The following is a 20,528-nucleotide window of genomic DNA, read 5'->3' as shown; positions in this document are numbered from 1 at the left end:
CGGTGCGCGGAGAAAAAGGGCGTAAGACTTTGCCGCCTTGCGTCGCGCACTCGCCGTCGCTGCTTCGCTTTGTGGGCTCGCCTTCGCCTCCGTCGCGAGCGCACAACAGCCCGCGCCCGCGCCGCCGCCTTCGGTCGAGATCGTGCCGCCGAAGCTCGTCTCCGATCCGGACGTCGACTACCCGGCCGGCGCGAGCGGCGACGCGACCGTCATCGTCGTCGTGCTCGTCAACGCCGACGGCACCGTCGGCGAGGTGAAGCCGGAGGACGGCACCCCCGAGCCGTTCGGCGGCGCGGCGGCGGAGGCGGTGAAGACGTGGACGTTCGAGCCCGCGACGCGCGGAGGAAAGCCGATCGCCGCGCGCATCAAGATGGAGGTCGCCTTCCACGCGCCGATCGTCACCACGACCGAGCCCGAGCCGGAGGAGCCGGAGGAGCCGCCGAAGACCGAGGCGAAGCCGGGAACGAAAGGAGCCGCGCCCGCGCCCAAGCGCGACGAGCCACAAGAGGTGCGCGTCCGCGGCGCGCGCGAGCCCGGACGCACGGTGACGCTCACGCGCCAGGAGGTCCGTCAGATCCCGGGCGCCTTCGGCGATCCCTTCCGCGCGGTCGAGATCATGCCCGGCGTGACGCCGATCGTCTCGGGCCTCCCCTTCTTCTTCATCCGCGGCGCGCCGCCGGGCAACGTCGGCTACTACCTCGACGGCGTCCGCATCCCGCTCCTCTTCCACGTCGGCGTCGGCCCCTCCGTCGTGCACCCGGGGCTCATCAACCGCGTCGACCTCTACCCCGGCGGCTACCCCGCGCGCTTCGGTCGCTTCAGCGGCGGCATCGTCGCGGGCGAGACCTCACCGCCGCTCGACAAGCGTCACGGCGAGTTCAACGTCCGCCTCTTCGACGCCGGCGGCATGGCCGAGACGCGCTGGGGCCCGCAGGATCGCGGCTCCCTCCTCCTCGGCGGCCGCTACTCGTACACCGCGTTCCTCCTCACCCAGATCGCGTCGGACACGCTCCTCAACTACTGGGACTACCAGGCGCGCGCGACCTACGACCTGACGAAGGACGATCAGGTCGGCGTCTTCGTCTTCGGCTCGTACGACTACCTCGGCCAGCGCACGCCGACGCAGGACATCACGCTCTTCGGCACCGAGTTCCACCGCATCGACCTCCGCTACGACAAGAAGCTCGGCGACAAGGGCAACGTTCGGATGGCGGTCACGACCGGCTTCGATCGCTCGCGCGCGACGGAGGACCGCTTCGTCCGCGACCGCATCCTCGGCGCGCGCTCGGAGTGGACGTACTCCGCGAGCCCGCGCGTCTTGCTCCGCGCCGGCACCGACCTCCAGATGGACACCTACGACCTCCAGGTCGTCGCCGGCACGCTCTCGCCGTCCGCCGCGCGCGTCGCGAGCTTCTTCCCCACGCGCAGCGACCTCGTCATGGGCGCGCGCGGCGACGCGGTCATCGGCGTGACGAACCGCCTCGAGATCACGCCCGGCGTCCGCACCGACCTCTACACCTCGAACGGCGCGACCGCGGTCGGCCTCGACCCGCGCCTCGCGATGCGCACCGAGATGACGAAACACGTCCGCCTCCTCTCCGCGTTCGGCATCGCGCATCAGGCGCCCGCGTTCGTCGTCCCCGTCCCCGGCTTCCAGCCCGGCGGCCTCATCGGCGGCCTCCAGAAGGCGTACCAGGAGAGCGCGGGCGTCGAGGCCGATCTCTGGGCCGACATCACCGGCACGCTCACGGTCTTCCACAACTCGTTCGCCGACATGAGCGATCCGCTCGGCGTCCGCCCCCCGCAGCTCAGCGGCTGCGCGCCGGGCGCGTTCCCGACCACCACGATCGCGGGCGATCGCGGGCGCCTCGGCTTCGATCAGTTCGGAGGAGGTGGCGGCGGCGGCGGGACGTGCGGCGTCCCCCGCTTCGCGCCGGGCACGATCGGACCGGACCGCAGCGGCGGCGGCGGACAGGGCGCGGACAGCGCCTCGGCGCAGGAGAACGCGAACATCTTCGAGGTCCGCACGAAGGGCACCGCCTACGGCCTCGAGGTCTTCCTCAAGCGCAAGCTCACGAGCCGGATCGGCGGCTTCCTCTCGTACACGCTGTCGCGCTCGACGCGCTCGTACGAGGGCCGCACGTACGTCGCGACGTTCGACCGAACGCACGTGCTCAACACCGCGCTCGCGTTCGACCTCGGCAAGAACTGGCGCGCGGGCACGCGCTTCACCTTCTACACCGGACTGCCCAAGCTCCCCGATCCGACCGACGACTCGACGCGGCTGCCGTCGTTCTTCCGCGCCGACCTCCGCCTCGAGAAGCGCTGGCACTGGGAGAGGTTCTGGCTCTCGTTCGTGGCGGAGTGGATGAACGCGACCTTGACGAAGGAGTCGATCGCGACGACGTGCACGCTCGGCGGCTGCGTCGCGCAGGAGATTGGACCGGTGACGATCCCGAGCCTAGGACTGGAAGGAGGGTTCTGATGCGACGTGTGCTCCTCTTCATGCTCGCCCTCGCCGCCGGGCCGGCGTGCGACGGCGCGAGCGCGGTCACGCCGCCGCCGGAGGCGCCGCCGTGCGACGACGAGTGCAAGGACGAGATCGCGGTGCGGGCGGTGCGCGAGACGGTGAAGCTCGCGTTCAACCTCACCTTCCAGGGCAAGCCCGTCGGCGAATACGACCTCGCCGCGAAGTGCCCGCAGGGCGGCGCCGTGCGCGTGACCGGGAGCGCGACGTCGAACGCGATCCAGGGCGCGACCGAAGTGCGCATCGTCTACCAGCTCGAGGAGTGCGCGTACCTATCGAAGGACGAAGACGCGGACGAGAACTACGAGACGAAGATCACGGGCGTGTTCACGCAGGAGGGCGTCATGGCGGTGCAGCCCACGTCGCCGACCGCGCTCATCATGGCGAGCCCCTCGCTGAAGATCGAAGGCTCGGTCTACGATCCGCCCTCCCCCTACAACGTCGAGTGCCCGCTCCAGCTCGGTCAGACCGGCAACGCCCTCAGCGGGAAGATCTGCGGGAGAAACGTGGAGACGGACCTATGAACCTGCTGTCTCTGTATCGCAGGGTGTATCGCTGTATCCTGCGCACTGCTGGTGCATCGCGACGTCATTTCGCGGAGTTAGCCTACGCAGAAGCTGGCCCCGCGGTTGCAAGACCCCGAACCATGCTCCGCCTCAGCGTCGCCGCCGGTCTCGCCCTCGCCCTCGTCGCTTCGAGCGTCTCGGCCCGTGCAGAGTACATGGGTACGGCCGCCGGCATCGCCACGGTGGTGGAGAACAGCGTCACGAGCATCGGCGCGGCGGCGACCATGAACGAGCACGACGTGGTGGTCGCCGCGCCCGGCAAGGGCAAGATCGTCGCGACCGCGAACGCGGACGTCTTCTGCTCCGGCGACGAGACGGCGCGCACGCTCATCATCGACGTCGAGGAGGCGCAGAACGTGATGCTGGAGCTCTGCGAGGCGCACCTCGAGCGCCGCGACGTGATGATCCGCTTCCGCGCGGACTGACCGCCTCAGAGCGCGCCGCGCGAGACGAGGAGCTTGACGCTCGACGCCTTGTCGCCGCCCTTGAAGATGCGGTGGGTCGCGAGCTTGAAGTCGGCATCGGTCGCCTTCGCGATGTCGACGAACGTCTGCGGGTTGCGATCGACGAGCGGGAACCACGAGCTCTGGACCTGCACCATCAGGCGATGCCCGGTCCGGAAGGTGTGCGCGACGTCGGGGAGCGTGACCTTCACGAGCGCCGGCTCGTTCGGCTTGAACGGCTCCGGCTTCTCGAACGAGTTACGGAAGCGGCCGCGCATCACCTCCGCGCGCACGAGCTCCTGGTAGCCGCCGAAGTGCACGTTGTTCTCCGCCGCGGTGTCGGCGGGCCAGACGTCGACGAGCTTCACGACGACGTCCGCGTCGGTGCCGGTCGTCGAGAGCCACACCGACGCCTCGATCGGGCCGGTGAGGAGCACGTCGTCCGCGAGCGGCTCCGTCGCGTAGACCACGACGTCGGGGCGGCGCGCGGCGAAGCGCTGGTCCTCGGTCATGAAGTCCTGATCGATCGCGTCGCTCGGCTTCGCGCGGTACGGGACCGGCTTCTTCGGATCGCTCACGAACTCGTCGGGCTCCGCGTCCGCGGCCTTGGTCGCGAGCTTGCCGTTCGCGCCGAACCAGAGCGTGACGGGCTTCGCCTCCGGCGGCGGCCACTTGTCGTAGGTGCGCCACATGTTGGTGCCGCGCTCGAACACGGTCGCCTCCGGCGCGGGCGCGCCCTTCTTGCCCTTGAGGTGCCGCGCGAAGAACGGCGCCTCGATGTGCTCGCGGTAATAGAGCGAGGTCTTCTGCCCGAACGTGACGTCGCCGAGGCGATCGCCGTCGTGGCGCGCCCAACCGCCGTGGCTCCACGGCCCCATCACGAGGACGTTCTCGCTCTTCGCGCCCTTCTCGTACGCGCGGTACGTCTCGAGCGCGCCCCACAGGTCCTCCGCGTCGTACCAGCCGCCCACCGTCATGATCGCCGGGCGCGCGTCCTTGTAGTGCGGGCGCGGATCGCGCGCCTTCCACCACTCGTCGCGGTTCGGGTGCGCGAGCATCTCGTTCCAGAAGGCGATCTTGCCGTCGAGCCACTTCTTGTCCGCGTTCGCGATCGGGCCCATCGCGAGGAAGAAGTCGTAGACGTCCTCCGACTCGTGCTGGCTCTCCCATTTCCCCTTCTTCGTCGGCTCGGGGCGCGGCTTGCCGAACGACGCGTAGAAGTCGAACGCGGCGGCGAGGAAGAGCGCGCCGTTGTGGTGGAAGTCGTCGCCGATGAACCACTCCGTCACCGGCGCCTGCGGCGACGCGGCCTTCAGCGCGGGGTGCGCGTCGATCGCGGCCTGCGCGGCGTAGAAGCCGGGATACGAGATGCCCCACGTCCCGACGCGCCCGTTGTTCGGGACGTTCTTCACGAGCCAGTCGATCGTGTCCCACGCGTCGGTGCTCTCGTCGACGTCCGTCTTGGCGTTCCCGGTTCGGTGCGGGCGCACGTCGACGAAGGTGCCTTCGCTCATCATGCGGCCGCGGACGTCCTGATGAACGAAGACGTACCCCTCCTTCAGCATCTGCGTCGACGGCGCGAACCGTCGCATCGCGCGGGCGTTCTTGTCGCTCGGGTAGAGGTCCACGCCGTAGGGTCCGACCGAGTACGGCGTGCGCTGCAGCATGATCGGGTAGCGGTGCTTCGTGTCCTTCGGCACGTAGACGGCGGTGAAGAGCCGGACGCCGTCGCGCATCGGGACGCGGTGCTCGTACTTCGTGTAATGCTCACGTATCGCGCGCGCGTACTCGGCGTCGGTCTCGACGTTCCCCTTCACGAGCGGCTCGTCGGCGCTGGCGTCGGGGACGGTCGCGGCCGGAGCGCCGGCGGCGGGCGCGGGCCGGACCGCGTGGCACGCGAGGGTGAGGGTCAGGGTCCCGAGGACGAGGAACGTCGGGCGGAGCATTGCGCTGCTCTTAGCGCAACGGGCGATCCGGTGGTGAGCTTAGATCACACCATCCTACATCCTTAAATATTTGAAATTACTAGAGCACCCACCCTCCAAAGCGGCGGCACGGCAGGTGCACCTACATGTCTCCGTCATGCGCACCCTCCTCGTTCTCTCCCTCGTCGCCACCTTCGCCGGACTCACGGTCGCCTGCGGCGACGGGAAGGCGGACCAGCTGCTCGACCGCACGGACGACGACGAGTCGACGCTGCAGGACGAGGACGAGACGGAGCCGCAGCGCCCGGCGCCGGCGCAGACGCAGACGCAGCCGAAGACGCAGCAGTCGCAGCAGCCGGCCCCGACGAACGAGCCGAACACGTGCGACCCGAAGACGGCGGCGACGAAGGCGGACTGCGCGAAGTGCTGCGGGCAGCAGGCGCCGAAGAAGATCGTCGACTCCTGCGCCTGCGGCACCACCGGCAAGTGCACCACGGTCTGCGAGGAGAACGTCTGCAAGGGCGGCCTCCCCAACATCGAGTGCGGCATCTGCCTCCTCCAGAACGGCTGCGACCTCGGCGACCTCGGCAACCTCGGCACGGAGGCCACCGAGTGCCTCCAGCAGTGCGCCGACAAGCCCTGACACAATCGACGCCCTGCCGGACGTCGACGCGATCGCCGCGGCGCTCTACTCTCGCTGCGCGATGAAGACGGATGCGTGGTTCGTCTACGTGGCGCGATGCGCAGACGGCTCGCTGTATTGCGGCGTCGCGCGTGACGTGAAGGCGCGCATCGCGCAGCACGACGCGGGCAAGGGCGCCCGCTACACGCGCGGCCGCGGGCCGCTCACCGTCGCCGCCGTCCGCAAGTGCGCCTCCCACGGCGACGCGCTCCGCCTCGAGCTCGCCGTGAAGCGCCTCCCCCGCCCCGAGAAAGAGCGCCTCACCAACCCGCGCCGCTTCCGCGCCCTCCAGCGCTCGCTCGCGCGTCAGCCGCCGGTGGGGTCGGCGCAGCAGCGGAAGCCGGTCGAGTAGTCGTGGTACTGGAACTCGTGGGAGATCGTGCGGTAGGCGCAGCCTTCGCCGTGTTGGGTCGTGTCGAGCCAGAGGCCGCCCTGGAACGTGCCGTTCGGGTCCGCGGTCCACTCCGACAGGTTGCCGACCATGTCGAAGACGCCCTCGTCCGTCACGCAGTCCGGGTACGCGCCCGTCTTCGCGAGGCCGCCCTCGAGCTGGTTGTTGCGCGGATCGTTGAGCTCCGCTTGGCCCCAGCCTCGGTTCATCGTGCCCGCGTGGTAGGTCACCATCGGGCTCTTGCCCGTGTCGTGGCACTTGCCCGTCACGCGCGTCGGGCCGTACGGGAACGCGGTGCCCTCCGTGCCGCCGCACGCGACGCGCCACTCGACCGGGTGACAGAGCCGCTTGCCCGCCGCCTTGCACGCGGTCTCCGACTGCTTCGCGCTGATGTAGCCCTGCGGCACGACGTTGGGCGCGCTCTTCGCGACGTAGACCTTGTCGGACGGCGGCGGGACGTACGGCGAGTGCGGCGTCTCCGCGCCGTCGGGCGCGCGCAGCACGATGTGGCCCTCCCACTTGTCGACGCAGACGCGACCGGCGACGAACGCCATCTCCGAGGGACACTTGCCGCCCGCGCGCGGCGGCGGGAGCGTGCCCTCCTCGACGTCGTGGTACTTCGGCGGCGCATAACCCCAGATCGCCGCCTCGAGCGAGCCGGGCTGCTTCGCCGCGATCTTTCGTGTCTTGCCGGCGAAGGCCGGGGCCAGGCGCGAGAGCGCGTTCACGACCTGCGCGCGGCACGAGGCCGGCGCTTCGTCCGGGTTCTGCGCGAGCGCGACGCCGCCGGCGGCGAACGACGCCGCGACGATGAACAGACCGGTTCGAAGCACACCCCGCATCGCTCTCTCGGTAGTACGATCCTGCGCGATGGCAAGCCGCAAGGCAAAGCCGGCGACGAAGGAGAAGAAACGCGCCGCCGATCCGCCGCCGTCGACGCGGGAGCTCCGCCCCTCGTCGTCGATGACGATCGAGGCGCCCGCGCTCACCGTCGAGCAGCTCGTCGCCGCCGCGCGCGGCAAGAGCGTAGCGCACGCGCCGCCGGTTCCCCCTGCCCCGCCGACGACCGCGCGGGTGCTCGACGACCTCGCCGCGACGGTGGAGGTGCCCGCGCTCGGCGCGGCCGGGCCGCGCGTGCTCATCATGGACGCGGCCGAGGCCGTGATCGCGGACCGCGGCTTCAACCTGACGACGTCGCGCGAGGTCGCGTCGTGGGCAGGCGTCTCGGTCGACGTGTTCCACGCGCACTTCGCCGACATGCGCGCGCTCCTCGGCGCGCTGTGCGAGCGGCTCTCTGCGCAGGCGACGAGCGTCATCGACGACGCGACGCGACCCGGCGTCTGGGACGGCAAGGCGAGCGCGCGCCCGGTCGATCTCGCGATCAGGTCGGTCGTCGACCTGTTGCTCGCGCGCGCCGCGCTCGTGCGCGCCATCTTCGCGTCGGGAGAGCGCGCGCTCGTCGACGAGCTCCGGCGGGTGGGGACCCACCTCACCGTGCGGCTCACGCGATCGCTGCTCGAGACCGACGATCCGCCCGCCGCGCCGGAGGTCGGGTTCGCGGTGCTCCTCGCCGTGTCGATCGCGCATCACGCGATCGTCGTCGGGCCCGAGTGGTCCGGGGTCGAGCTCGATCGCGGCGACGTCTCGCGGCGCGCCGCGGCGGCCGCGAACGCGTACCTGGCCGGCACGCTCCGTTCGCGCTAAGAGGGCCGCCATGTTGCGTCCCATGCCTGCCAAGGTCGACCGCGCGTTCGCGCGCATGGTGTGCGTCAAGCGCATCGTCACCGGCTCGCTCTCGATCGCGAGCGGCGTCGCCCTGATCTTCGGGCTCGTCGGACATGGATCGGCGCCGCCCCTGGCCGCGCTCGCGCTGCTGATCCTGCTCGGCGGCGGCGCCTGGACGCTGCGTGACGGCCTCCGCCTCCGCCGCGAGCTCCAGCGCGGCTGAGCCTCGCGGAGCGTGCGCGGACGCGATCCGCACGATAGGATCGGGGGATGCGCTTCGCGTACGTCGCCGCTCTCTCGTGCTTCGCGTTCCTCGGCACCGCCGTCGTCATCGCCTGCAGCGACGACACCGGCACCACGCCCGGAGGAGGGAGCACGACGTCGTCGAGCTCGACGTCGACGAGCAGCGGCAGCTCGAGCGGCCAGCAACCCGGCGACGACGACGACGACGAGGATCCGACCGCGTCCGACGCCGGCGTGACGCACGCCCCCGACGGCTGCAAGCTGTACTCGACCGAGCTCTTGAAGGCGGGGGTCGCGAAGAGCGTGCCTCGCGGCGACGTCGCGGGCGGCGGCGTCGCGTGGGAGACGCCCGAAGGCGCGATCTCGGAGGACGGCGAGTTCGCGACCGTCACGCTCGAGGAGGGACAGGAGTCCGCGTACCTCGAGCTGAGCGACTACAAGATCGATCTCCCCGACGACAAGGCGACGTGGGGCGTCATCGTGCAGCTCAAGCGCCAGTCCCTCGACAGCGGCGTCGAGGACGTGTCGATCAACCTCGTGATGGACACCGAGCCGCCGCCGACGCCGAAGCGGTTCTCGAAGCCCTGGCCGCGCCAGATCGTCGGCACGCACCACTACGGCGCGCGCGTCGACACGTGGCGCACGTACCTCTACCCGAAGAACCTCCGCCCCACCACGTTCGGCCCGCGCCTCGCCGCGCGGCGCATGGCCGACGTCAGCGGGCCGGTCGTCGCGAAGGTCGACTCGCTGAAGGTTCAGGTCTGGTACTGCAACGCCGACAAGCTGTGAGCGCTCAGCCGACCGCGCGCATCACCATCACGACGTGCGCGAAGAGGCACACGCTCGCGGCGATGACGATCGCGTGGAAGACCTCGTGGTACCCGAAGACCTTCGGGAACGGGTTCGGGCGCTTCAGCGCGTAGACGAGGGCGCCGAGGCTGTAGGTCACGCCGCTCGCGATGAGGAGCCCCACCGTGAGCGTGCCCACCGCGGACGCGCGATCGATGACCTGCCCCGTCACCATCCAGCCGAGCCCGACGCAGAGGAGCGCCGTCACCCACTTCGGCGCGTCCGGCCAGAGCAGCGACTTGAAGGCGCCGAGGCCCGCGCCGATCCAGATCGCGTAGAGCGCGCCGTGCCCGCCCGCCTGCGACGGGACGAGCCCGAAGATCGGCGTGTACCCGCCCGCGATGAGGACGAAGATGGCCGCGTGATCGAGGCGCCGCATGCGCTTGCGCGCGCGCGTCGACCAGTCGACCCGGTGGTAGAGCGCGCTCGTCCCGAACAGGTTGACGAGGGTGGCCCCGAAGACGAAGGCCACCGCCGTCGCCGGACCCGGCTTCGCCCGCAGCACGAGGGCGGCCGTCGCCGCGATCGCGCAGAAGAACGAGATCTGATGGGAAACCCCGCGAAGGAGAGGCTTCACGGGCGCGTCGAGCACGAGCTGGGTCGCCATCGTGTAGGCGCATGTACTCCTTTTCGCGATGGTGTTCAACGCGCGCGCGTGACCGAAATCGATTTCATTTCTCGGGATCTGGAACATCCGCGCGCGCTCGTTCGTCGGAGCAGAGGTGCGGACCGCAGGCGATGGGATCTCGGTGAAGCGGAAGGCCGTCGCTGCGGCCTCCATGCTCGGCGCGGCCGGCGTCGTCGCGTGGGAGTCGCTCCGGCACTGGCACGTCGAGTGGCTCCCGCTCGCCTTCGCCGGGGTCCTCGGCGTGAGCGCGCTCGGCATCACGCGGCGATCGCTCGTCGCGCAGGTGCTGTCCCGCGGCGCGGCGTGGGTCACGCTCTTCCCGATGGCGATCGTGTTCCTCGCGCAGATCTTCATCCGCCACCACATCCCCGATTTCACCGAGACCGCGCTCACGGCGACGACCGCGACCGCCCTCGCGCTCTCGGCCCCGATGCTCCGCACGAAGGAGGCGCTCGCGAGCTTCGCGCCCAAGGCCTATCGCCGGCTCCTCCTCGCCGGCTCCACCGCGACCGCGGCCACCGCGTTCCTCACCGGCGGCATCGCGCTCGAGCTCGCGGGGGCCTCGAGCAAGCTCGATCTCGCGCTCAGCGTCCCGTTCGCCGGGCTCACGCTCGCCCTCCTCGCGTCCGCGATCGGCGTCGTCCGCATGCGGTCGTGGGGGATCTTCCTCGGCGCCGCGACGGGCATCGTCCTCCTCGTCGCCGCGGTCTTCGCGCCGATGGGCTGGAACGTCCTCCTCCCGTTCATCGCGCTCCCGATGCTCTCGCTCCACCTCCTCCCGATCCTCCTCGCGCGGAAGGGCTTCGGACAGGAGAAGCCGGCGCCGGCGATGCGCGTCGGCGCCGAGGAGCCCACCGCGCGCTACCGCGTCGCGATCGACGACGAGGAGCTCGCGCTCGACGAGCCCGCGTTCACGCCGGAGCGCGTCGCGCTTCGATCTCACTGACGCAGCGATCGATCCGCGTCGCGAAGACCTCCCACAAGAAGGGTGCAACATACACGTTCAGACCGGGCACCCAGCCGACGACGACGGCCGCCACGCCGAGGCGGCGCGGGACCGGCGCGGTGAACGGGACGCGCGCGCGGATCGCCTCGAAGCCGCGCGCGACCGCGTCGATGACGCCGAGCTTCCAGATCCACGCGACGCCGGGGACGAGGCTCACGCCGATGAGCACGATCGGCTCGACCTTCTCGATCGGCCCGACCTTCCGCAGCTCGAGCGGCAGGTTCGACCACGTGCGCTCGAGCCACAGGAGCTCGCACACCGCCGCGCCCATCCGGAGGAGGAGCGCGACGAGGAGCAGGACGAGGAACCAGAGGAGAGGCCCCACGAGCGCCTCGGGGTCCGACTCGACCACGCCGCGCATCGCGAACGCGTGCCGCGCCGCGACCCCGCAACCGACGGAGACGAGCACCGCGAGGGCGGAGAGGACGAGCGCGATCCGCCGTGCCGTCCGCGCCGGAGGCTTCACTCCTTCTTCTTCACGCTCTTGATCTTGATGTTCTCTTCCGGCGCGTCCTTCGTGAAGGGGCCCTTCGCGCCCGTCTTCACGCCGACGATCTTGTCGACGACGTCCATGCCGGAGGTGACCTTGCCGAAGACGGCGTAGCCCCAGCCGGTGTCGTTCTTGCCGGTGTGATCGAGGAAGCCGTTGTCCTTCACGTTGATGAAGAACTGCGCCGTCGCCGAGTTCGGCGCGCTCGTCCGCGCCATCGCGACGGTGCCGCGCTCGTTCTTGAGACCGTTGTCGGCCTCGTTCTCCACCGGATCCTTCACCGGCTTCTTCTCGAGCTTCTCGTCGTAACCGCCGCCCTGGGCCATGAAGCCCGGGATGACGCGGTGGAAGATGGTGCCCTCGTAGTGGCCGGACTCGACGTACTGGAGGAAGTTGGCGACGGACTTCGGCGCCTTGTCATCCGCCAGCTCGACTTCGATATCCCCAAGGTCTGTCTCGATGACGACGGACGTGCTCATGGCTCGCGAGTATCTCAGAACGCGTTGCGCACGTCGATACCGCCGATTCGCAGGGAAATATGGGGATCCGTCGCCCGCCGGGCCGGAGGCGGCGCCGGCCGGCCGGCGCGGGGTCTGCTACGGTTCGTAGGATGAGGACGCAGAAGCTCTCGGGCCGCGGCCCCTTCGTCGCGAGCCAGATCCGCTCCGGCGATCCGTACGAGCTGTCGAACGGGCATCCGGTGCAGTGCCTGCCGACGGGCCAGCGCGGCAGCACGCGGAACCTCGTGGGCGGCGCGGCGCTGGAGACGGATCCGAAGGTCGAGGCCGCGGGCGTCGACCTCGGCGTGTCGACCGAGCCGGGCATGCTCCGCGCGCCGGACGTCGCGGTGGGGCCGATCGCGGACGAGAAGGGATGGGCAAGGACGGCGCCGCCCTTGGCCGTCGAATACGCGGACGTCGGACAAGACGAGAAAGAGCTCCAGGCGAAGATCTACGAGCTGCTCGACGCGGGGACGAAGCTCGTCTGGGTCGTCCGCCTCGAGGGCGCGCGCCGCGTCGAGGTCTACGAGAAGGACCGCAAGATGCGCGTCGTGAAGGGCGACGGCGTCCTGACCGCGCCCGGCATCCTGGAGAACCCCGTCCCGCTCGCGGTGCTCTACGACCGCGACGCCGCGCACGAAGCCACGCTCCGGAACCTGCTGCAGCGCAAGGGATTCGAGAGCCTCGACGCGGTCGAGGCGAAAGGACGCGAGGAAGGCCGCGAAGAGGGACGCGAGGAAGGGCGCGAAGAAGGACGCGAGGAAGGCCGCGAAGAAGGCCGCGAGGAAGGCCGCGAGGAGGGCCGCATCGACGCGCTGCGGACGAGCATCCTCGCCGTGCTCGAAGCCCGCGGCGTCGACGCGCGCGCGATCGAGGCGTCGCTCGCCGCCGAGACGAACATCGAGACGCTCGAGCGCTGGCTCCGCGCCGCCGCGACCGCTTCACGCGCCGCCGACGTCGTCGCCGCCCGCCCGAAGCGCACGAAGCGCCGCTGAGCGGGAGCGGCGAGACGCCGTCACGACGGCTCCGCCGCGGGCGCCTTGACCACCATTCCGGCGCGGAGCCACTTCCGCGCGGTGGTGAGCGCGAGCGGGCTGAGCATCGCGATCGCTCCGTAGATCAGCCACATCGTCGGGCCGCTCTTCGCGCCGTCCTTCGGGACGAACTTCTCGAGGATGAAGCCGGAGTAGAAGCCGGTCGTCGTCTTCGCGACGAACCAGGGCAGGTTCGCGACGCCCATGTACTGCGCGACGCGGCCCTCCGGCGCGATCTCCGCCGCGTACTCGAGGAAGCGCGACGACCAGATCGCCTCGCCGATCGAGAAGACGACGAAGTAGAGGAGGAGGAGCGTGACGTGCTCGCCGGCGCAGAGGATGAAGGTCGCGGACGCGCTGACGAGCGAGCCGACGATCATCATCGAGAGGACGTGGCGCTTCTTCGTCAGCGCGGCGATGGTGGGGACGCCGAAGAAGATGACGAGCGGGTTCACCGAGTCGACGAACACCTCCATGTGATCGGCGACGTCTTGCGAGTACGAGCGGAGCACGTACTCCGGCATCGTCAGCCACTGGTGCGCGAAGAGCGTGCGCACGGGGAGGAGCGCGAAGATGAAGAAGAGGAAGCGCGGGTCCTTGAACGGGCTCTTGCCGGCCGGCTTCGCGGGCGGCTCTTTGGCGCTCCCGCGGTCCCCCGCGATCGCCTTCTCCTTCGGCTCGTCCGTCCCGCGCGCGACGTTCGCCTCCACCTTCTTCGACATGAAGAGGAAGAAGACGAGGAGCGTCGCGGCGGTGATGCCGGTGCAGACCCAGTTCACCGCGTTGAAGCCGGAGAGCGCGCTCGTGCCCGCCTTGTAGGCGACGTCCTGCGTCGTGCGGACCTTCGCCGAGAGCGGCCCGGTGAGCATCGCGCCGAAGTTGAGGCCCGCGTAGAGGAGCGCGTAGCCCATCGAGCTGGTCTTCTCGGTCGTGTAGCGCTTCACGCCCGCGTAGCAGATGACCTGCACCGTCGCCTCGCCGGTGGCGATGATGACGAGCGAGACCGCGAGCCCGAAGAGGCCGCCGAAGAACGGCGACGACGAGTAGACGACGCGGCCGAGCGTCGAGAGCGTGAGCGCGAGGATGAGGCTCTTCCGGATGCCGAGGACACGTTCGCTCGCGCCGACGAGGAGCATCGCGATCGTGAGCGAGCCGGTGAAGCACGAGACCCAGATGCTCGCGTACTCCGGCTTGATGAGGAGGTCCTGCCCGAGGAACGGCTTCATCAGCGGCAGCACGCCGAAGTAGGCCATGCCGTCGAAGGTGAACGCGAAGACGCACAGCCAGAACGCGAGCGGCGCGTGGCGGAGCGCCTTGAAAGCCTCGATGAACTCCTTCACGCGGAGCGTCGTACTCGAGTACCGTCCGCGTGGCCACGAATGACGACGATCCGCGAGACGCTCCCGGAGGCGCACCGGCGCCTGTTCCCGGCGGTCTACGACCGACCGAACGTCGAGGAGCGCCGCGCGACGTGCAGCGACTGCGCGATGTGCTCGCGCTCGGAGGCGCCGGGCACGATCGCGTTCCAGCCGAACCTGAAGTGCTGCACCTATCACCCGACGTTGCCGAACTTCCTCGCCGGCGCGGTGCTCGCCGACCCCGACATGGCGGAGGGGCAGCGCCGGATGCGCGCCCGCATCGCGTCGCGGATCGGGATCACGCCGCAGTGGGTGGCGCCGCCGCGGAAGCACCGCGTGCTCCTCGACGCCGCGCGCACCACGAGCTTCGGGCGCTCGAAGGTCCTGCTCTGTCCCTACTTCGTGGAGGAAGGAGGAGGGCTCTGCTCGATCTGGCGTCATCGCGAGGCGGTGTGCTCCACCTTCTTCTGCAAGCACGACGCGGGCGCGGCCGGGCACGCGTTCTGGACCGCGCACAAACGATTCACCGCCCACGTGGAGGTCGTGCTCGCGCGGCACGCGGCGCGCGCGGTGTTCCCCGGCGCGGCGGAGCCGGACTTCCCGCGGATGAAGCTCACGCTCGAGGACCTCGAGGACCGCGCGCCGAGCGAGATCGACTACGCCGCCTGCTGGGGCGAGTGGGCGGGACGCGAGGAGGACTTCTACCTCCGCACCTTCGACGTCGTGCGCTCCGTCACGCGAGACGAGATGGATCGTCTCCTCGCGGAGGAGCCGCGGAGCGAGGAGCTCGCGCGGGACGTCGCGACGAAGCTCGACGCGATCACGGCGCCGCGCCTCGCCGAGCGTCTCGTCCCCAACCCGAACCTCGTCGCGCGTCCGCTCCCCGGCGGCGCGATGGGCGTCACGACGTACAGCGCGTACGATCCGATGAGCCTGACGCCGGAGCTCTGGGCGGTGCTCGGCGAATTCAAGCCGGAGGAGACGCTGGCCGAGACGCGCGCGCGGCTCGATCGCGACAACGACCTCGTGATCGCGGACGACCTCCTCCTCGTCCTGCAGAACCACGCGATCCTGGTACCTCCGCCCGCATGAGCCTCGCCAACGATTATCGCCGCCAGGCGGCGTGGCGCGACTGGCCGACCGCGTTCGCGGCCCTCCCCTCCCTCGAGGGGAAGACGGTCCTCGACGTGGGCTGCGCGATCGGCGATCAGGCGGCGGAGCTCGTCGCCCACGGCGCGCGCGTCATCGGCGTCGACGCGAACGCGGACCTCTTGAAGGTCGCGCGCGCACGCGGCCTGCCGCCCGAGCGCGCCGAGTTCCGCCAGCACGATCTCCGCGCGCTGCCCGACCTCGGCGAGCCGATCGACGGCGTGTGGTGCAGCTTCACCGCCGCGTACTTCGTCGACCTCGAGCCGGCGCTGAAGAGCTGGATCGCGTGCCTCGCGCCGGGCGGCTTCATCGCGCTCACCGAGGTCGACGACCTCTTCGCGCACACGCCGCTCGCGGAGGAGACGCGCGCGATCCTCGACGCGTACGCGGACGACGCCCTCCGCGCGAAGCGCTACGACTTCCGCATGGGCAAGAAGCTCGCCCCGACGCTCGAGGCGATCGGCTTCACGCCGGCGGAGGAGCGATCGCTCGGCGACGCGGAGCTCTCGTTCTCCGGCCCCGCCGCGCCGGACGTGCTCGAGGCCTGGCAGTCGCGCCTCGATCGCATGGTGACGCTGAAGGACTTCGCGGGCGATCGCTTCGACGCGGTCGCGCGGGACTTCCTCGCCTGCCTCGCGCGCCCCGAGCACCGCTCCGGCGCGCGCGTCCACTTCTGCCTCGCGACGGCTTAACCCGAAGGCAGCTCCCAGACCTGCACGTCGCCTTCGTAGGAGCTCGTCGCGAGGAGCGTCTCGTCGGCGGCGAAGCTCGGCGGCGGCACGTAGCCCTGGTGGCCGGCGAGGTCCGCGACCGTCTTGCCGGTCGCGGCGTCGACGACGCGGACGAGCGGCCAGCCGCGCGACGTGACCGCGAGGAAGCGCTCGTTCGGTGAGAGCACGACCGCGTCGATCCCCTCGCCGCCGAGGCCGAGGTTCGCCCAGAGCCGCTCGCCCGTGCGCGGATCCCACGCGCGGAGGCTCTTGTCGATCGCCTGCGTCGCCCACGAGAGCATGCGCTTGCCGCCGGCGAAGAAGCGGAGCTGCACGCCGACGCCGCCGGAGCGATGGACCTCGTGCGAGACGACGCGGACCGCCGCGATCGGGTCGTAGAACACGAGCTTCGGGCGCGCGACGTGCGCGGCGACGAGGCGCGTGCCGTCGGGCGAGAACGCGACCCCGGAGGCGACGAGGCCCGACTTCTCCTCGCCGAAGAGGCGGAGGAGCGGCGCGCCGGTCGTGGTGTCGAAGAGGATCGCGTGGTTTGCGTCGCCGCCCCACGCGACGACGCGATCGCTCGCCGGCGACACGTGGATCGGCGCGAGGCCCTGCCGCTGGGGATCGCCCGGCGGCGGGACGAGCTCGCGGACGCGCTCCCCCGTCGTCGCGTCGAGCACGTGGACGCGGCCGTCGCGCGTGCCGGCGACGACGCGCGTGCCGTCGTGCGTGAACGCGAGCTGCGTCGCGGGCGCGCCCTCCCACGTCGCCTCCGCGACGAGCTTGCCGCTCTCGACGTTCCAGAGCCACGCGCGCGGCTCCTCCGCCGCCGCGACCGCCGCGCGCTTGCCGTCGGCGCGGAACGCGAAGACGCCGAGCGAGCCCTTCATCGGGCCGAGCTCCGCGAGGTCGGGTTTGTCGGGATCGACGATGCGCAGCGCGTTCGGTTTCCCCGCGCGACGTGTGCACCATGCAAGCGGTTGCGCGGCGCGCGCGCGGAGGTGCTCGCCCTCGAGCGGCGCGGTCAGCACCGCCTTGCCGCTCTTGCGATCGACGACGCTCATCTCGGCGACGAAGCGCGCGAAGACGAGCCGCTTCTTGCCGAAGTGCACGAGGTCGCCTTGCGCCTCGATCGTCCTCCCGCGCTCGCCCGTCTCGGCGTCGTACGCGTGGAGGACGTTGGAGCGCCCGACCCACAGCTCGCCGCCGTCGAAGCGCGTGTCCGGCGTCTTCGTCTCGGCGGAGATGCGCCACACGCACGGCAGCTCCGGCGTCGCCGCGGCCGCGCCGTCGCCGCGGCCCCACGCCTCGCGCCAGCGCCACACGAGGATCGCGCCGTCGGCCGAGCCCGCGGCGAGGAGATCGCCGTCGGGGGAGATCGCGAGCACGGTGACGGCGTCGTCGTGGCCGCCGAGCGTGACCGCGCGCCCGCTGTTCGCCTCCGTGATGCGGACGGTGCCGTCGTCGCGCGCCTCCGCGACGATCCCCTTCGCGAGCTCGAGCGCGCGCGGCGGCGCCGGCTCCGCCTTCTCCTCCGGCGTCGCCATCCGGTTCGTCTCGATGCGCTTGCCCGTCGTCGCGTCCCACGTCGCGACGATCCCGGCGCGCGACACGGTGACGATCGCCTTGTCGTCCTCGAAGTACGCGCGCATCGCGCCGTCGTCGTGGCCGCGCAGGACCGGTCCCGCGTTGCCGTCGCGGTCCCAGATCCGGACCGATCCGTCGTCGCTCACGCTCGCGACGCGCTCGCGGCCGGGCGCGACCGCGAGCGCGATCACGCGGCTCGTGTGGCCCTTCGCGAGAAGCGCGAGCCGCCCCGTCGTCGCGTCGAAGAAGCGCACCCCGCCGTCGAACGAGGCGGTGACGACGCGATCGTTCGCGAGCGCGGCCGCGTCGGCGACGGCGGCGAGGTGGCCTTCGAAGACCGCGAGCGGCTTCCGCGTCTCGGCGAGCATCAGCTGCGCGGTGCGGTCGAGGCTGGTCGAGAGGACGCGGCCGTCGGCGGTGAACGTGAGCATCGTGACGCTCCCGCGGTGGCGCGGCAGCGCGACCGGCTCGCTCACGACAGGCCCCCGGCGAGGACCTTGCGCTCCTCGCCTTCGAGCCACCCCGCGTACCAGCCCGCGAAGCCGAGGCGCAGCTTCTCGTTCACGGGATCGAGCGCGGCGTCGTACGTCGCGCGGTACGGATCGGCGTCGGCGGGCGCGGCGTACGGCTTGCCGTTCGCGCCGAGGAGCGCGCCCTTCCAGCACGGCACCCAGCCCGGGCGCGCCTCGACGCTGAACCACATCGTCCCGCGCGCGGGGCCGGTCGTGACGATGCCGGTGAAGTAGGAGCAGCCGCCGTAGGCGACGGGGAGGATGCCGCCGACCGCGAAGTCGAGGAGGTCGGCGGTCGAGGCGGGGATCGGGAACGGATCGGCGAGGCCGTAGATCGTCTCGCCGCGCTCCTTGATCGCGTGCGCGAGGGTGACGAGCCCGTAGTCGGGGCCCGACGCGCCTTCGCCCGCGGCCTGGAGGAAGGCGCGGTACTCCTCCGGGAGCGTGACGCCGTGCGCGTCCTCGAACGCGCGGAGCTGCTCTTCGGCGAGGCGGGTGCCGAAACGGTACGACTCGTTCTTCTTCTTCGTGAGGCGCTCGAGCCGGCGGACGACGTCGTCGACGTCCGGGGCCGGCTCGGCGGCGCGAAGTCTCGTGCTCTTCTTCATCCGAACCCCGGCTGGATCATCTGGACGCGCTGGAAGCTGTTCTTGCAGTGCGGGCACGTCACGGTGCTCGAGCCCTCCGTCGGCGCGAGCGGCGCGCCACAGCCGCGGCAGGAGATGCGCTCCCCCGCGACCTCGAGCCCGCGCCCGCACTTCTCGCAGATGCAGCGCTTGGCGCCGGGGAGGACCTCGAGCGGATTGCCGCACCCCCCACAATCTGCTTTATCGCCCTTCACCGGCTCGACCTCGACGTATTCGGTCTTGAGCCCCGCGCGCTCGAGGAAGGCCTGCGTCGACGCCTCGTCGAGCATCGGCAGCCAGCCCTGGACGAAGAGGGATATCCCTACCCGCTTCTGGAGCTCGCCCGGCGCGCGGTCGGGGTGCATCGCGTAGACGCCGCGCGACTCGTAGAGCCGCGCGATGTAGTCCTGCTGCGCGAACACGGCATTCGCCATCGGCCCGAAGCTGTGGGCCGCTACTTTCATGACGCCGGGCTTCGGGAATGCCCACTGGAGCGCACCGATCGAGCGCGTGACCTCCGCCTCGAGCGCGAGCGCCTGCGGGTCGAACGCGGTCACGGTGCCGCCCTCGGCCATGTATTCGATGTAGCGATTACGGTATTCGGGATCGCTCACGCGCGGCGGGTTCGCGTTCGGGAGCTGCTCGATGTACATCGCAAAGAGCTGGCGCTGCAAGTTGCGATATCCGTTGACGTCGCCGGTCGCCTTGGCCTGCTGCATCATCGGCCCGAGCCGCGCGTTCAATTCCTGATACGCCGGCCCCGGCTGCTTCGCCGGCACCTCGCACGCTTTCTGGAAGTCGTAGTCGGCGAGGGTCCCGCAGAAGTCGCAATACACATAAGCCGTTTGCGAGGGCCGCGTTTTGTGGCCGCCGCAGCTCGGGCACACGCTGCGCTTGAAGCGGACCGTCGCCTTGCTCGACGCTCCGGGCGCGGCGGGCGCGGGCGCGTCGCCGAGCGGGTGCTGCCACGGCATCCGGTTCCACGGCGAATTCGGGCTCCCGATCAGGTTGATGTGCGCGTTGCGCGTCTTCTCGTTCGTCGCGCCCTGCGCCCACCACATCCGGCCCATCACGTAGGCGTCGCCGAGCTCGCGCCAGGCGGAGTAGGTCTGCTGCACGCGCCGCGCGTTGCCGTGGAGGATGCGCCACGTCTCGTTCTCGTCGAGGTACCCGACGTGGAAGCCCCACCCGACGATCGACGCGAGGCGCCCGCAGTCCCAGGCGAGGAGGCCTTGCCGCTCGATCTGCTGCCGGTGCGCGCGGACGATGGTCTGCTTCGGGTAGTCGGCGAGCGGGTTCGGCCCGAGCCCCGCGATCTGCGAGCGCGCCTCCGCGCTGTGGCCGGTGCGCGTGAGCCAGTCGACGATCTCGTGGAACTGCTTCTCCCCCGCGACGCCCCACGAGTCGGAGAGGACGTTCGCGCACCACTCACGCGCCCGCGGCCCCGGCGCCCATCCGCCGATCTCGTCATGACGGAGACCGTTCACCTCCGTGAGCATCGCGCCGACCCCAAGGCACCAGAGCTTGACCGGATCCTGAACGGGCACGGACGCAGGATATCCCGCCCGCCGACG

21 protein-coding genes are annotated in these 20,528 nt (G+C 70.8%); 12 read left to right on the top strand and 9 right to left on the bottom strand.

The window, feature by feature from the left end:
* The first annotated feature begins 37 nt into the window (after positions 1 to 37).
* The 3 genes from KF837_38145 (at position 38) to KF837_38135 (ending at position 3,518) form a co-directional block, all read left to right on the top strand.
* Positions 38 to 2,485, top strand: coding sequence for a TonB family protein (locus tag KF837_38145; GenBank protein ID MBX3233208.1), 2,448 nt, complete (start codon positions 38 to 40; stop codon positions 2,483 to 2,485).
* Positions 2,485 to 3,051, top strand: a complete 567-nt coding sequence (locus tag KF837_38140; GenBank protein MBX3233207.1) for a hypothetical protein — start codon at positions 2,485 to 2,487, stop codon at positions 3,049 to 3,051. The genes KF837_38145 and KF837_38140 overlap by 1 nt, the downstream gene beginning before the upstream one ends.
* Positions 3,052 to 3,173: 122 nt before the next feature.
* Positions 3,174 to 3,518, top strand: coding sequence for a hypothetical protein (locus KF837_38135; GenBank protein MBX3233206.1), 345 nt, complete (start codon positions 3,174 to 3,176; stop codon positions 3,516 to 3,518).
* A 5-nt stretch (positions 3,519 to 3,523) separates the two neighbouring features.
* On the opposite strand, the gene KF837_38130 is transcribed toward KF837_38135, so the two are convergent.
* Positions 3,524 to 5,482 carry a CocE/NonD family hydrolase gene (locus KF837_38130; GenBank protein MBX3233205.1) on the bottom strand — a complete coding sequence of 653 codons (1,959 nt, stop codon included), beginning with the start codon at positions 5,480 to 5,482 and terminating at the stop codon, positions 3,524 to 3,526.
* Between the two features lie 136 nt (positions 5,483 to 5,618).
* Here KF837_38130 and KF837_38125 point away from each other — a divergent pair, with 136 nt between their 5' ends.
* On the top strand, positions 5,619 to 6,104 hold the full coding sequence (locus KF837_38125) for a hypothetical protein (protein MBX3233204.1): 486 nt from the start codon (positions 5,619 to 5,621) through the stop codon (positions 6,102 to 6,104).
* 61 nt (positions 6,105 to 6,165) lie between these two features.
* Positions 6,166 to 6,495, top strand: coding sequence for a GIY-YIG nuclease family protein (locus tag KF837_38120; protein MBX3233203.1), 330 nt, complete (start codon positions 6,166 to 6,168; stop codon positions 6,493 to 6,495).
* Here the strand turns inward: KF837_38120 and KF837_38115 are convergent.
* Entirely contained in the window at positions 6,450 to 7,376 is a 927-nt protein-coding gene (locus KF837_38115; protein MBX3233202.1) for an SUMF1/EgtB/PvdO family nonheme iron enzyme, read from the bottom strand. The two genes, KF837_38120 and KF837_38115, sit on opposite strands and share 46 nt — an antisense overlap.
* Positions 7,377 to 7,404: 28 nt before the next feature.
* On the opposite strand from KF837_38115, the gene KF837_38110 reads away from it, so the two are divergent.
* The 3 genes from KF837_38110 to KF837_38100 are packed head-to-tail and all read left to right on the top strand — an operon-like array spanning position 7,405 to position 9,291.
* Positions 7,405 to 8,238, top strand: coding sequence for a helix-turn-helix transcriptional regulator (locus KF837_38110; GenBank protein MBX3233201.1), 834 nt, complete (start codon positions 7,405 to 7,407; stop codon positions 8,236 to 8,238).
* A 10-nt stretch (positions 8,239 to 8,248) separates the two neighbouring features.
* The gene (locus tag KF837_38105) at positions 8,249 to 8,482 is read left to right on the top strand and encodes a hypothetical protein (GenBank protein MBX3233200.1); all 234 of its coding nucleotides are present in this window, start codon (positions 8,249 to 8,251) and stop codon (positions 8,480 to 8,482) included.
* 47 nt (positions 8,483 to 8,529) lie between these two features.
* Positions 8,530 to 9,291, top strand: coding sequence for a hypothetical protein (locus tag KF837_38100; GenBank protein MBX3233199.1), 762 nt, complete (start codon positions 8,530 to 8,532; stop codon positions 9,289 to 9,291).
* Positions 9,292 to 9,295: 4 nt separating this feature from the next.
* Here the strand turns inward: KF837_38100 and KF837_38095 are convergent, their stop codons facing one another.
* Entirely contained in the window at positions 9,296 to 9,958 is a 663-nt protein-coding gene (locus KF837_38095; protein ID MBX3233198.1) for a hemolysin III family protein, read from the bottom strand.
* A gap of 142 nt (positions 9,959 to 10,100) precedes the next feature.
* Between KF837_38095 and KF837_38090 the strand changes: the two genes are divergently transcribed.
* Entirely contained in the window at positions 10,101 to 10,925 is an 825-nt protein-coding gene (locus KF837_38090; protein ID MBX3233197.1) for a hypothetical protein, read from the top strand.
* On the opposite strand, the gene KF837_38085 is transcribed toward KF837_38090, so the two are convergent.
* Together KF837_38085 and KF837_38080 are read right to left on the bottom strand one after the other, a co-directional pair.
* A complete protein-coding gene (locus tag KF837_38085; GenBank protein MBX3233196.1) occupies positions 10,891 to 11,451 on the bottom strand; it encodes a hypothetical protein in 561 nt (186 codons plus the stop codon). The genes KF837_38090 and KF837_38085 overlap by 35 nt on opposite strands.
* Positions 11,448 to 11,954, bottom strand: coding sequence for a peptidyl-prolyl cis-trans isomerase (locus KF837_38080; GenBank protein ID MBX3233195.1), 507 nt, complete (start codon positions 11,952 to 11,954; stop codon positions 11,448 to 11,450). Before KF837_38080 ends, KF837_38085 begins: the two co-directional genes overlap by 4 nt.
* A gap of 131 nt (positions 11,955 to 12,085) precedes the next feature.
* On the opposite strand from KF837_38080, the gene KF837_38075 reads away from it, so the two are divergent.
* Complete coding sequence (locus KF837_38075) at positions 12,086 to 12,970, top strand: Uma2 family endonuclease (protein ID MBX3233194.1); 885 nt, start codon at positions 12,086 to 12,088, stop codon at positions 12,968 to 12,970.
* Between the two features lie 20 nt (positions 12,971 to 12,990).
* Here the strand turns inward: KF837_38075 and KF837_38070 are convergent, their stop codons facing one another.
* Complete coding sequence (locus tag KF837_38070) at positions 12,991 to 14,349, bottom strand: MFS transporter (GenBank protein MBX3233193.1); 1,359 nt, start codon at positions 14,347 to 14,349, stop codon at positions 12,991 to 12,993.
* A 39-nt stretch (positions 14,350 to 14,388) separates the two neighbouring features.
* On the opposite strand from KF837_38070, the gene KF837_38065 reads away from it, so the two are divergent.
* Together KF837_38065 and KF837_38060 are read left to right on the top strand one after the other, a co-directional pair.
* Entirely contained in the window at positions 14,389 to 15,459 is a 1,071-nt protein-coding gene (locus KF837_38065; GenBank protein ID MBX3233192.1) for a hypothetical protein, read from the top strand.
* Positions 15,456 to 16,208, top strand: coding sequence for a class I SAM-dependent methyltransferase (locus KF837_38060; GenBank protein ID MBX3233191.1), 753 nt, complete (start codon positions 15,456 to 15,458; stop codon positions 16,206 to 16,208). The genes KF837_38065 and KF837_38060 overlap by 4 nt, the downstream gene beginning before the upstream one ends.
* Here KF837_38060 and KF837_38055 read toward each other — a convergent pair.
* From KF837_38055 to KF837_38045, 3 genes are read right to left on the bottom strand one after another with little or no spacing between them, the layout of a single operon-like run.
* Positions 16,205 to 18,292 (bottom strand): WD40 repeat domain-containing protein, encoded by a 2,088-nt coding sequence (locus tag KF837_38055; protein ID MBX3233190.1) that lies wholly within the window; start codon positions 18,290 to 18,292, stop codon positions 16,205 to 16,207. The genes KF837_38060 and KF837_38055 overlap by 4 nt on opposite strands.
* Positions 18,289 to 18,936, bottom strand: a complete 648-nt coding sequence (locus tag KF837_38050; protein ID MBX3233189.1) for an SMI1/KNR4 family protein — start codon at positions 18,934 to 18,936, stop codon at positions 18,289 to 18,291. Before KF837_38050 ends, KF837_38055 begins: the two co-directional genes overlap by 4 nt.
* Complete coding sequence (locus tag KF837_38045) at positions 18,933 to 20,501, bottom strand: DUF1266 domain-containing protein (protein MBX3233188.1); 1,569 nt, start codon at positions 20,499 to 20,501, stop codon at positions 18,933 to 18,935. Before KF837_38045 ends, KF837_38050 begins: the two co-directional genes overlap by 4 nt.
* Positions 20,502 to 20,528 lie beyond the last annotated feature (27 nt).

It is taken from the genome of Labilithrix sp., assembly GCA_019637155.1.
Classification (GTDB): domain Bacteria; phylum Myxococcota_A; class Polyangia; order Polyangiales; family Polyangiaceae; genus Labilithrix.
This window is presented reverse-complemented; position numbering and strand designations above follow the sequence as displayed.

Excerpts from the sequence above, each read along its gene's own strand:
- KF837_38140 (MBX3233207.1), top strand. The coding sequence starts at position 2,485 with ATGCGACGTGTGCTCCTCTTCATGCTCGCCCTCGCCGCCGGGCCGGCG.
- KF837_38135 (MBX3233206.1), top strand. The coding sequence starts at position 3,174 with ATGCTCCGCCTCAGCGTCGCCGCCGGTCTCGCCCTCGCCCTCGTCGCT.
- KF837_38130 (MBX3233205.1), bottom strand. The coding sequence starts at position 5,482 with ATGCTCCGCCCGACGTTCCTCGTCCTCGGGACCCTGACCCTCACCCTC.
- KF837_38125 (MBX3233204.1), top strand. The coding sequence starts at position 5,619 with ATGCGCACCCTCCTCGTTCTCTCCCTCGTCGCCACCTTCGCCGGACTC.
- KF837_38120 (MBX3233203.1), top strand. The coding sequence starts at position 6,166 with ATGAAGACGGATGCGTGGTTCGTCTACGTGGCGCGATGCGCAGACGGC.
- KF837_38115 (MBX3233202.1), bottom strand. The coding sequence starts at position 7,376 with ATGCGGGGTGTGCTTCGAACCGGTCTGTTCATCGTCGCGGCGTCGTTC.
- KF837_38110 (MBX3233201.1), top strand. The coding sequence starts at position 7,405 with ATGGCAAGCCGCAAGGCAAAGCCGGCGACGAAGGAGAAGAAACGCGCC.
- KF837_38105 (MBX3233200.1), top strand. The coding sequence starts at position 8,249 with ATGTTGCGTCCCATGCCTGCCAAGGTCGACCGCGCGTTCGCGCGCATG.
- KF837_38100 (MBX3233199.1), top strand. The coding sequence starts at position 8,530 with ATGCGCTTCGCGTACGTCGCCGCTCTCTCGTGCTTCGCGTTCCTCGGC.
- KF837_38095 (MBX3233198.1), bottom strand. The coding sequence starts at position 9,958 with ATGGCGACCCAGCTCGTGCTCGACGCGCCCGTGAAGCCTCTCCTTCGC.
- KF837_38080 (MBX3233195.1), bottom strand. The coding sequence starts at position 11,954 with ATGAGCACGTCCGTCGTCATCGAGACAGACCTTGGGGATATCGAAGTC.
- KF837_38075 (MBX3233194.1), top strand. The coding sequence starts at position 12,086 with ATGAGGACGCAGAAGCTCTCGGGCCGCGGCCCCTTCGTCGCGAGCCAG.
- KF837_38065 (MBX3233192.1), top strand. The coding sequence starts at position 14,389 with ATGACGACGATCCGCGAGACGCTCCCGGAGGCGCACCGGCGCCTGTTC.
- KF837_38060 (MBX3233191.1), top strand. The coding sequence starts at position 15,456 with ATGAGCCTCGCCAACGATTATCGCCGCCAGGCGGCGTGGCGCGACTGG.
- KF837_38050 (MBX3233189.1), bottom strand. The coding sequence starts at position 18,936 with ATGAAGAAGAGCACGAGACTTCGCGCCGCCGAGCCGGCCCCGGACGTC.